Source organism: Sporomusa sp., from assembly GCF_035561255.1.
GTDB lineage: Bacteria > Bacillota > Negativicutes > Sporomusales > Sporomusaceae > Sporomusa.
Window position 1 is genome coordinate 1 of record NZ_DATMXX010000250.1, and the last position, 10266, is coordinate 10266.

Annotated in this window: 9 protein-coding genes; 7 read left to right on the forward strand and 2 right to left on the reverse strand. The window is 45.1% G+C overall.

The genetic code is table 11. The annotated features are described in order from the left end of the window. The first annotated feature begins 100 nt into the window (after window positions 1-100). From VN379_RS14070 to feoB, 3 genes are read left to right on the forward strand one after another with little or no spacing between them, the layout of a single operon-like run. Window positions 101-1090: a GGDEF domain-containing protein gene (locus tag VN379_RS14070; protein ID WP_325534885.1), complete on the forward strand. Its 990-nt coding sequence runs from the start codon at window positions 101-103 to the stop codon at window positions 1088-1090. Then, a complete protein-coding gene (locus VN379_RS14075; RefSeq protein ID WP_325534887.1) occupies window positions 1090-1917 on the forward strand; it encodes an HD domain-containing phosphohydrolase in 828 nt (275 codons plus the stop codon). Before VN379_RS14070 ends, VN379_RS14075 begins: the two co-directional genes overlap by 1 nt. Then, entirely contained in the window at window positions 1914-3935 is a 2022-nt protein-coding gene (gene feoB / locus VN379_RS14080; RefSeq protein ID WP_325534889.1) for a ferrous iron transport protein B, read from the forward strand. The genes VN379_RS14075 and feoB overlap by 4 nt, the downstream gene beginning before the upstream one ends. Window positions 3936-4015: 80 nt before the next feature. On the opposite strand, the gene VN379_RS14085 is transcribed toward feoB, so the two are convergent. Continuing rightward, on the reverse strand, window positions 4016-5293 hold the full coding sequence (locus tag VN379_RS14085) for an ArsB/NhaD family transporter (protein WP_414714998.1): 1278 nt from the start codon (window positions 5291-5293) through the stop codon (window positions 4016-4018). A 387-nt stretch (window positions 5294-5680) separates the two neighbouring features. Here VN379_RS14085 and VN379_RS14090 point away from each other — a divergent pair, with 387 nt between their 5' ends. After that, the gene (locus VN379_RS14090) at window positions 5681-6973 is read left to right on the forward strand and encodes an ArsB/NhaD family transporter (protein ID WP_325534893.1); all 1293 of its coding nucleotides are present in this window, start codon (window positions 5681-5683) and stop codon (window positions 6971-6973) included. Window positions 6974-7035: 62 nt separating this feature from the next. On the opposite strand, the gene VN379_RS14095 is transcribed toward VN379_RS14090, so the two are convergent. Then, window positions 7036-8421: an NAD(P)/FAD-dependent oxidoreductase gene (locus VN379_RS14095; RefSeq protein ID WP_325534895.1), complete on the reverse strand. Its 1386-nt coding sequence runs from the start codon at window positions 8419-8421 to the stop codon at window positions 7036-7038. Between the two features lie 329 nt (window positions 8422-8750). On the opposite strand from VN379_RS14095, the gene VN379_RS14100 reads away from it, so the two are divergent. The 3 genes from VN379_RS14100 to VN379_RS14110 all read left to right on the forward strand — a co-directional run bounded on the left by VN379_RS14100 (window position 8751) and on the right by VN379_RS14110 (window position 10048). Next, window positions 8751-9164 carry an ATP-binding protein gene (locus VN379_RS14100; RefSeq protein ID WP_325534897.1) on the forward strand — a complete coding sequence of 138 codons (414 nt, stop codon included), beginning with the start codon at window positions 8751-8753 and terminating at the stop codon, window positions 9162-9164. 21 nt (window positions 9165-9185) lie between these two features. Continuing rightward, window positions 9186-9509, forward strand: coding sequence for a YbjQ family protein (locus VN379_RS14105; protein ID WP_325534899.1), 324 nt, complete (start codon window positions 9186-9188; stop codon window positions 9507-9509). An 89-nt stretch (window positions 9510-9598) separates the two neighbouring features. Next, entirely contained in the window at window positions 9599-10048 is a 450-nt protein-coding gene (locus tag VN379_RS14110; RefSeq protein ID WP_325534901.1) for a hypothetical protein, read from the forward strand. Window positions 10049-10266 lie beyond the last annotated feature (218 nt).

A 10266-nucleotide genomic window follows, 5' to 3' on the forward strand; every position in this document is an offset into this window, starting at 1 on the left:
ATTGAGAACCATTATTATATGTACTGGCTTGAGCCGGTACTTTTTTTAAAGCAACAAAATGATAACCATTCTCAAAATCCTGAACTTTGGAGGTTATCTGGTGAAAATAACAACAAAGCTGCAAATGCTGATGACTGTGGCGGCAGTAGTGCCTGTTATGGTCATTATATTTATGGATCAAACCGTTGCTGCCGGCGCTGGAGTAGCAGCACTGGTTGGGTTACTGGGGCCATTTGTGGCAGCGCACTGGTTAGTAACCAAAGATTTAGGTGATATTAGGCAATTATGTAAATTGGTCAAGGAAGGGAAATACCGGGTTCATACAGCACTGCCTAACGAAGCGTCAGACAATGACGAGGAGAATGAGTTTGTATCGGTGATGCGTGATATGAATTGGATGGCCCGTGAGATTAAGCTGCGGGAAGGACAATTAAACGAGGCAATTGATGATCTGGATAGGGCTCAGCAAGAATTGCTTGAGCAGAAGCAGGCGCTGGAACTGGCAAATAAGCGCTTAAACGAGATGGCGATGACTGATCCCTTAACAGGGTTGTCAAACAGGCGGCATTTCTTTGATCATCTGGAGCAGGAGATCTGCCGTGCCAATCGCATTGAGCGCCCGCTTTCATTATTTATCCTTGATATTGATTATTTTAAGCAGGTGAATGATACCTATGGTCATCAAGCCGGTGATGGTGTTTTGAAAGCCATTGCCTATATCCTGCGTAATCGTTTAAGACGCAGTGATATGGTTGCCCGGATCGGCGGCGAAGAGTTTGCAATACTGCTCTCAGATACCGATCTGTTGCATACACTCGAGCTAGCAGAGCTGATACGTCAAAATATAAAAGAATATCTATTTCAAACTTGCGATGGCAAGAGTATAAATATTACTTGCTCTATTGGGGCCTTCAGCGGGGATAGACCTGATTATACCAAGGCAGAGTTGTTATACAAATATGCCGATAAGGCTCTCTATGACGCGAAGAATGCCGGGAGAGACCAGGTCGCTTATTATGACTGTGCCAAACTAGGACAAGAACACGCTGAATTGCTTGAACAGCTAGGGCAAAGAGGAGTGACTCATTAATGGAAGCATTACTCCAAAACGCCGGTGTGCACGAGTTTGTTGAGGCTTTTACGGCGGCACTTGATGCGAAAAATACATATACACGGGGACATTCTGATCGCGTTGCTGAAATAGCTGCTGCTGTTGCCAGGCAGCTGGGAATGACAAAATCAAACCAGGATACAATCCATGTTGCCGCTCATCTGCACGATATTGGCAAGATTGGTATTCCTGATCACATTCTCCTTAAACCGGACAGGTTATCTTCCGATGAATTTGAGGTTATAAAAAGTCACTCACAGGTAGGGTATGACATCCTCAATAAAGTTACGATGCTAAGGCCAATTGCCAAGATCGTCCGCTATCATCATGAGCGCTGGGACGGTCTGGGATATCCGGAGGGTCTCGCCGGAACAGCTATTCCGTTAGGGGCCAGGATCATTGCCCTGGCCGATGCCTTTGATGCGATGACAAGTGAGCGTTCGTACCGGCCCTGCATGACACAGGAGGAGGCTGTGCAGGAGGTATTACGCTGCCGGGGTACACAGTTCGATCCAGAGATTGCCGATGCATTTGTACGGCTTTGTCAGGAGTCTAAGCTGCCTGGAGATACAGAGGCAGTAAAGAAGCTGAGTGAAATGCTGCCAGGCGAGCAAGGCAGGGTAACAAAAGTAACTGGCAGGGGTTCGATTAAACAGCGCCTGGTCGATATGGGGATCATCACCGGGACCCGGGTAGCGGTGCAGAAGTTTGCGCCACTGGGTGATCCAATGGAGATCAAGGTAAAAGGGTTTAATTTGTCATTACGTAAAAAAGAAGCCAGCTTAATTGAGGTGGCAATAGGGTGACGAATACGCAATTAACCCTTGCTCTCGCCGGCAACCCCAACTCAGGCAAGACTACGATATTTAATAATCTCACAGGTTCAAAACAGCATGTGGGCAATTATCCCGGTGTTACGGTAGAGAAGCGGGAGGGGTTCAAAAAATACCAGGACAAAGAGTTTATTGTCGTGGATTTGCCGGGCACTTATGGGTTAATGGCGCATTCAACAGATGAACTGGTGGCCCGCAGTTTTATTGTTCACGACAAACCTGATATCATTGTTAATGTTGTAGATGCAGCTAATCTGGAGCGCAATCTGTATCTGACCCTGCAGCTCTTAGAATTGCAGCGTCCTGTTATAATTGTCCTAAATATGGTTGATGCTGCTGCAAGTAAAGGGATAGAAATCAATGACAGGCAACTGGCCCGGGTTTTGCACACACCGGTTGTGCGGAGTGTTGGCAGGCAAAATCAGGGGACCGAGGATATTCTTGCACTGGCGGCAGCTACTGCCGGGCAGGGACAGCCCAGTGAGTTTACCCTCCTTTATGGAAGCAAGATTGAGGAAGCGATTGAAAAGATCACCGGCTTGCTGGCTCAGATTAGGACCGGGGTGCGGTTTCCCCGGCGGTGGTTAGCCTTAAAACTCTTAGAGGGCGACAGTGAGGCAAGTAGATATTTAAGCGGTATTCCGGGCAGTGAACAGGTGGCTGCAGCTGCGCTGCTTTACCGCCAGGAACTGCTTGAACAAATGGGGGATCCCGCGCTCTTAATTGCTGAACAACGGCACCGGTTTGTTGCTGCAGTATATACCCACGTTGTAGCCATCCATGAGGATGAGGGCATGACAACCTCGGACAAGCTGGATTTGGTATTAACCGGGCGATTCTCCGGGTTGCCGATTTTTCTCGGGTTGATGTGGCTATTGTTTAACTTGGTGTTTACCGTTGGCGCCTATCCCCAGGCCTGGATTGAAGATGGTTTTAGCGGTTTGGCTGAGCTAGCCGGCGAATATCTGGCTGACGGCGAATTACGGTCATTTATTGTTGATGGAATCATAGGCGGTGTTGGCAGCGTCATCGTTTTTTTACCTAATATCCTGATCTTGTTTTTAGGCATTGCATTCATGGAAGATACCGGCTATATGGCGCGGGCTGCATTTATCATGGACAGGATTATGCGGGCTGTCGGTCTTCATGGCAAATCCTTTATCCCACTTTTATTAGGCTTTGGTTGTAGTGTACCTGCCATTATGGGTGCGCGAACACTGGAAAATCCGCGTGACAGGCTTGTTACTATCCTGGTGGCCCCCTTTATGAGCTGCAGTGCCAGACTGCCTGTGTATACTGTGTTGATTGGGGCCTTTTTTGATGAAGCTGTTGCAGGAACAGTCTTGTTTTCTATTTATTTCCTTGGTATCTTGCTTGCTGTCCTGGTGGCCAGCGCTTTCCGCAGCCTGATCTTTAAGGGTGAGAGTGAGCCCTTTGTGATGGAAATGCCGCCCTACCGGCGGCCGACAATTAAAAGCATGGTCATCCACATGTGGGAACGCAGCCTGCTGTATTTGCGAAAAGCCGGAACAATTATCCTGTCAGTTTCGATTTTAGTGTGGTTTTTGGTGAATTATCCAACAGCAGGCACGATTGCTCAAAGCTATGCCGGACAATTGGGGCAATTGGTGGAGCCGTGGATTGCACCACTGGGGTTTGACTGGAAGATTGGGGTTGGCCTGGTATCCGCCTTTACCGCTAAAGAGGTGCTAATCAGTACATTAGGCACAATCTATCATGTGGATCAGACTGGTGAGACTGCAGTAGCATTGCAGGAGGCAATCGGCAATGATCCTAATTTCAGGCCATTAATCGCTTATTCTTTAATGATATTCGTTTTAGTTTACTCGCCATGTCTGGCCACAATTGCCGTTATTAAACGTGAAACCAACTCATGGAAATGGGCGTTATTTAGCCCGGTTTATACAACCGGGCTGGCCTGGATACTGTCTTTTATCGTATTCCAGGTGGGAACTGTGCTAGGGTATTAATTATTTAAGTGCAAACTGAAGAGGCCCCTGTCCGTGACAGGGGCCTCTTGGTTTAAGGTACTTATTTTAAGTGAACTGAACTAGAAATATCGCAGTAATATGTAAGCATGAGAGATAATTATAGAGATAATCATCAGAGGAAAAGCGATTTTTAAATATTGCATGAAATAGAGGGTAATACCGTTTTTTTCGGCAATACCGGCAACAATAACGTTGGCTGAGGCGCCAATTAAAGTGCCGTTGCCGCCCAGGCAGGCCCCCAGTGCCAGTGACCACCACAGTGGTTCCATGCTCATCCCTGACAGCTGTCCCATTTCCTGCAGCATCGGGATCATGGTGGCGACAAAGGGGATATTATCAATAAACGCTGAGGCAATGGCTGACACCCATAATACGATCAGGGATGTCTGGAGCAAGTCTCCCTGGGTTGCAGTAATAGTCCAGTGAGCAAGCTCACCGATTACGCCGGTTGCCTTCAGGCCGCCTACGAGAACAAAAAGCCCGATGAAAAAGAATATTGTCGGCCATTCCACGTGAAGTAAGATGTCCTCCGGTTCTTCACGGCTGACCAGCATCAATAAGATGGCGCCTGCAAGGGCAATTGTAGCAGACTCCAAATGTAGAAATCCGTGAAAAACAAAGGCAATAATTGTAATGCCAAGCACCCAGAGCGATTTTTTTAGTAAAACAGAATCTTTAATTTGATCTGCAAAATTCAGTCGTAATATTTCTTCGCGATTTTGGTCGGCAACGTTCAAGTCTTTACGGTAAATCAGAAGAAGCAAGCCGACTGTTACCGCTAAAATTATAAAGCTGACTGGAGCTAAATGAAGTAAAAAGGAGTTAAAATCAAGATTAGCAGCACTGCCAATCATGATATTAGGCGGGTCACCAATTAGGGTAGCCGTACCACCAATGTTTGAAGCAATAATTTCCGAAATTAGAAATGGCGTAGGGTTAACTGCCAGTTTATCTGTCAGTGTCAGTGTTACCGGAACAATTAATAATACAGTTGTGACATTATCAAGCAGTGCCGAAGCTGCAGCTGTAATAAACGATAGGAGTGCCAACAGACGCAATGGTTGGCCCTTAGTTATCTGAGCAGACCAGATGGCAACCGCCTCAAAGACGCCAGTGCGGCGGGTGATGGTGACCAAAATCATCATACCGGTTAACAGCCCAATTGTGTTAAAGTCAATATCATCTTTAAGCGCTGTTTCCTGGGTTAAGAAACCGAGTAACAGCATGAGGATGCCGCCGCCCATGGCAACAACCATGCGATGAAATTTTTCCCAGATGATTAATGCATAGGTAGCCAGGAAAACAACAATAGAACCCCAAAAAGCTAAATCGTGCAAAGTAAGATGCCTCCTCAAGGTAACGGTCATTAAAACAGAGAAAGGAGAGTCTTAATGGCAGACTCTCCCTATCCGGAACCATTTCATTATAAAAATAATACGTTATCTTACCTGCGAAGTCAACCTTGCCAACCCTTATCAGTTATAAATTCATTGACACCAGACCCTGTTTTGGTTATCATAATAATTACAAAAAAATACGGTTTTTTAGAGGAGGAGCCTGTCACCAAGGGTTCCTTCTGTTTTTTTGTATAGTTAGAAATACAGGAGGAGCTGCTTTAGGGCTTCTCCTGTATTTTTGACTATAAAGGAGTGTTGGCACTGATTTCAATTCTATAAATTTGGATAAAGTAAGTTCAATAAATACATGGTAGAAGGAGCGGAAAAATGAACATTAGTCAGGAAGCCATTGCTGTTGGCGTTTTCCTTGTGGCCTATGCCTTAATTATCTCGGAAAAAATTCACCGTACCGTTGTTGCCTTGGCTGGGGCAGTGCTTGTTATTATGCTAGGGGTACTGAGTCAGGAGCAGGCGATTCATCATATTGATTTTAATACATTAGGGTTATTAGTAGGAATGATGGTTATTGTGGCAATTACCGGTGAAACAGGACTCTTTCGTTTTTTAGCCATTTGGGCTGCCAAGGCGGTTAATGGTAATCCATTAAAACTAATGATTGCCTTATCTGTAATCACTGCTTTGGCATCAGCTCTTTTGGACAATGTCACAACCGTGCTTTTGACAGTTCCGGTGACTCTGAGCATTACTAAACAGCTTCAGGTTAAGCCAGCACCTTATCTAATATCACAAATCATAGCGTCAAATATTGGAGGAACAGCTACCCTGATCGGGGATCCGCCTAACATTATGATCGGTAGTGCTGTGAAAGAATTGAGTTTTCTGGCCTTTGTTAACAATCTTGCCGCCATATCAATGGTGATTCTTGTGGTAAATATCATATTGCTTACCCTTATTTACCGTAATCAGCTCAAAACTACCAAAGAATTAAGTGATAAGATTATGAGTCTTGATCCGTATAATCAAATTAAAAACGTGAAGTTGCTTAAGATTAGCCTGTCTGTGTTGGCTCTTACTATAATTCTTTTCTTTTTACACCAGCAGCTCCATTTAGAATCGGCTACAGTAGCTATTTTCGGCGCTACCTTACTGATTATCTTAGCCAAGAAAAATTCCGATCACGAGCTGGAGCATATATTCCACAAGGTTGAATGGGTAGCCCTCCTTTTTTTCGTAGGTCTGTTCATGTTGGTCGGCGGACTGGTTGAGACCGGAGTAATCTCCCTTATGGCTCAGAAAGCATTTGAACTCACAGCAGGTAATCCGACAACAACGGCTATGTTGATCTTATGGCTGAGCGCTCTTGCATCGGCATTTTTTGACAACATTCCTTTCGTTGCTACTATGATTCCCCTGATTAAAGAAATGGGTATTATGGGAGTCGCAAATCTGGAGCCGCTCTGGTGGAGTCTGGCGCTTGGTGCGTGCCTGGGCGGCAATGGCACTCTTATTGGGGCAAGTGCCAATGTAATTGTGGCAGGACTGGCAGCGCAGGAGGGATACCCCATCTCCTTTACTAAATTTATGAAAGTTGGTTTTCCCCTGACGATGCTCTCTGTGCTTATAGCAAGTATCTATGTCTACTTTCGGTATCTTATTTGATCAGGGAATAAGGGCAATAATGAGAAACCGCCAAACCTATGCACCGGTTTGGCGGTTTCTTATTATTGCTTTTTCATCCGTTCAAGTATTACCCTGGCGGCATGCACCCCACTGGCACTGGCCTGGGATAAGCCCCGGGTAATGCCGGCACCGTCGCCAATGGCAAACATGTTTTCAATCTCAGTTTCCAGTTCGCCGGTCAGCTTAAGGCGTGAACTATAGAATTTGACCTCAACCCCGTAGAGTAAGGTGTCGTCATTGGTCATGCCTGGGGCAATTTTATTGAGGGCATAGATCATCTCGATAATGTTGTCCAGGTGGCGCTTAGGCAGAACAAGGCTTAAATCACCAGGAGTAGCCTTAAGGGTTGGCTGGGTGAAACTTTGGGACAGACGGTGTTCATTCGTGCGACGGCCTTTTAACAGGTCGCCAAAGCGCTGTACCAGCACGCCGCCGCCCAGCATATTGGAGAAGGAAGCGATACGTTTACCGTATTGGTGCGGTTCAGTGAAGGGCTCGGTAAACTTGTTGCTGACTAATAACGCAAAGTTTGTATTTTTGCTATGCAGCTTTTCGTCCCGGTAGCTGTGACCATTGACAGTAACGATACCATCAGTATTTTCAGCAACAACATAGCCTTTGGGATTCATGCAGAAGGTACGGACTAAATCCCCATATTGCTTTGTCCGATAGACCAGTTTGGCTTCATAGACCTCATCGGTAATGTGCTGAAATATCTCGGCCGGAATTTCGACGCGGACGCCAACATCGACTTGATTGTTGGTTAATGGCAGGCCAAGCTTATGACACTGATTGGCAAACCATTCGGAGCCTGCCCGGCCTGGCGCAGCAATCAGGTAATCACATTCTATCAAGCCGTTATTGGCTGTTTCTAAAACAAAGGTGTTGTCTTGTTTCTTGATCGTGTTTACCATGACACCAAATAGCATGGTTATTTTTTCTTGTAAATAATCATATATTGCTTCAAGAATTTTTAAATTGTTTTCAGTTCCTAAATGCCGGACCCGGGCGTCTAAAAGATGCAGGTCGTGCTGTAGCGCCGCTTTACCCAGGCTGCTGTCCTGGGTGCTGAAGTATTCAACAGGTGCGCCGTATTTTATATTGATTTGGTCTACATAGTCAATTAAGTCCAGCACTTCCTGGTCAGAAAGATATTCGTTCAGCCAGCCGCCAAATTTGGTGGTGAAGTTATATTTACCATCAGAGAAAGCCCCGGCCCCGCCGAAGCCGCGCATAATGGCGCAGGGGTTGCATTTAATGCACGCCGGAACTTTTTTATCCGAAATAGGGCAGTGCCGTGAATAAATGTCGTGTCCGACTTCCAATAAAGCAACCTTGATGCCAGGATTATTAGTGACAAGCTCATAAGCGGCAAATACGCCGGCTGGGCCACCGCCGATGATACCAATGTCAAATTTATCAGCCATTAACAGACCACCTCTCGATATGATTGTGGCACGAACCGTAACACATTATACTTTACCAAATAATGTTTGTAAATAGAAAAATCAATTGAATAGTAGATACAAAAAATGTAAAAATATAAATAGGTTAATGCTAAATCACTAGACAGTAATTGTTGTATATGATAGAATTTTGTCAAAAGGGTTGATTCACACTAGTATTCTTAGCCAGGCTCTCTACAGCGTGGCTTTTTCTATTATTGAGGAAGCCATGAATTATGACTAACTATGATGGTTATGTATAGCGGGCAGTGAGGAATTTGAAAGCTGTATGATAAGGGTGGGAATATTGCTTGAATATCGAAGTCATGACACATGAGGTAAATGGTGCTGATGCTCTGATCGAGCTGCGGCCGCGAATGCGGCAGATATTTACCGGACTTGCCGGTGCAGACACAGGCAAGGTAGAGATCATTTTTAATGAAGCCGTTAATAATGCTTTTCGTCAGGGGAGCAAGGTTCGCGTTAAGATTAGGAAAATCGGCGAGAAACTAATATTGCGGGTGAAAGACTCTGGTCATGGTTTCGCAGGTAATCTGTTACTACACTCATTATGTAGTCAGGATATGGATCAGCTGTTTGATGAGAAACTGATCGATGAAAGCGGGCGGGGCCTGTTAATTATGAAAGCCATGGCTGATGAGGTTTGCTTTAACCACCAAGGCAATGAAATCATGCTGGTGATCAAGCTTGGATATAATAATTAAGAAACAATGGGAGGCATCAGTATGATTGTAGCTACAGCCCCGGTATTGGAAGGCTATGAGGTTAGTGAGTATCTGGGAGTCGTGACCGGCGAGGTCGTCATGGGGACCAATGTAATCAAAGATTTTTTTGCCGGACTGAGTGACATTTTCGGCGGACGGAGCAATTCATACGAAAACTCATTATCTAAAGGTGTCAACAACGTAGTAACTGAGCTGAAAGAGCGGGCTGGTGCCATGGGGGCGGATGCTGTCATTGGCGTCCAGCACTCAATGTCAAGTGTTGGTGAAGGCCTGATGATGATTGTTATTATGGGGACTGCCGTAAAGCTACAGAAAAAGCAATAGCCCGGTCGTTATAATAGTTTATTACAGCTTGTCTGACCTGCCCCGACAAGGTACAATGGTAATAAAGCACGATATAGGAAGGTGTCAGCATGGAGGAGTTGTTACAGCAAATTATTACCCGGCTGGACCGGATGGAAGTGGGGCAGCAGCAGCTTAAAGACGAAGTTGCTGCCATTAAAGAGACCATGGCTACTAAAGCCGAAGTAACTGCCATTAACGAGGCCATGGCTACTAAAGCCGAAGTAGCTGCCATTAAAGAAACCATGGCTACTAAAGCCGAAATAGCTGCTATTAAAGAAACCATGGCTACTAAAGCCGAAGTAGCTGCTATTAAAGAAACCATGGCTACTAAAGCCGATATTACTCAATTGGAAAGCAAGATAGAATCTTATGGACAGGTTCAGCAAAATGACGTATATCATTTGTTAAAACTCACCAGCGAAAAGATTGATGGCATCCGCGAAGACATGAAGTCACTGGTCGAGATAACAGGTGAACATGAGGTAAGAATCCGTACACTTTCCCGCCGTCCCGTATAACTCCTCCGGCCATCGCGCCGGGTTATTTTTTGCCCATAGGGTGGTAGTCCATTTTTGTTATTATGGGACTGTTAGAGAAAATAACAAAAATTAATTTTAAAATAAAATATATTTTTAATATTTACAAAATATCGGAAATGATGTAGAATCAAGTTTGTAGACGCAAGATGTGAAAACTTGCACAATTTAGTAGTTTTTCTAATGACTAATATCATAAG

What these genes read in the sequence shown, in the direction of transcription:
- VN379_RS14075 (WP_325534887.1), top strand. Translation starts at nt 1,090, where the DNA reads ATGGAAGCATTACTCCAAAACGCCGGTGTGCACGAGTTTGTTGAGGCT.
- VN379_RS14090 (WP_325534893.1), top strand. Translation starts at nt 5,681, where the DNA reads ATGAACATTAGTCAGGAAGCCATTGCTGTTGGCGTTTTCCTTGTGGCC.
- VN379_RS14095 (WP_325534895.1), bottom strand. Translation starts at nt 8,421, where the DNA reads ATGGCTGATAAATTTGACATTGGTATCATCGGCGGTGGCCCAGCCGGC.
- VN379_RS14105 (WP_325534899.1), top strand. Translation starts at nt 9,186, where the DNA reads ATGATTGTAGCTACAGCCCCGGTATTGGAAGGCTATGAGGTTAGTGAG.
- VN379_RS14110 (WP_325534901.1), top strand. Translation starts at nt 9,599, where the DNA reads ATGGAGGAGTTGTTACAGCAAATTATTACCCGGCTGGACCGGATGGAA.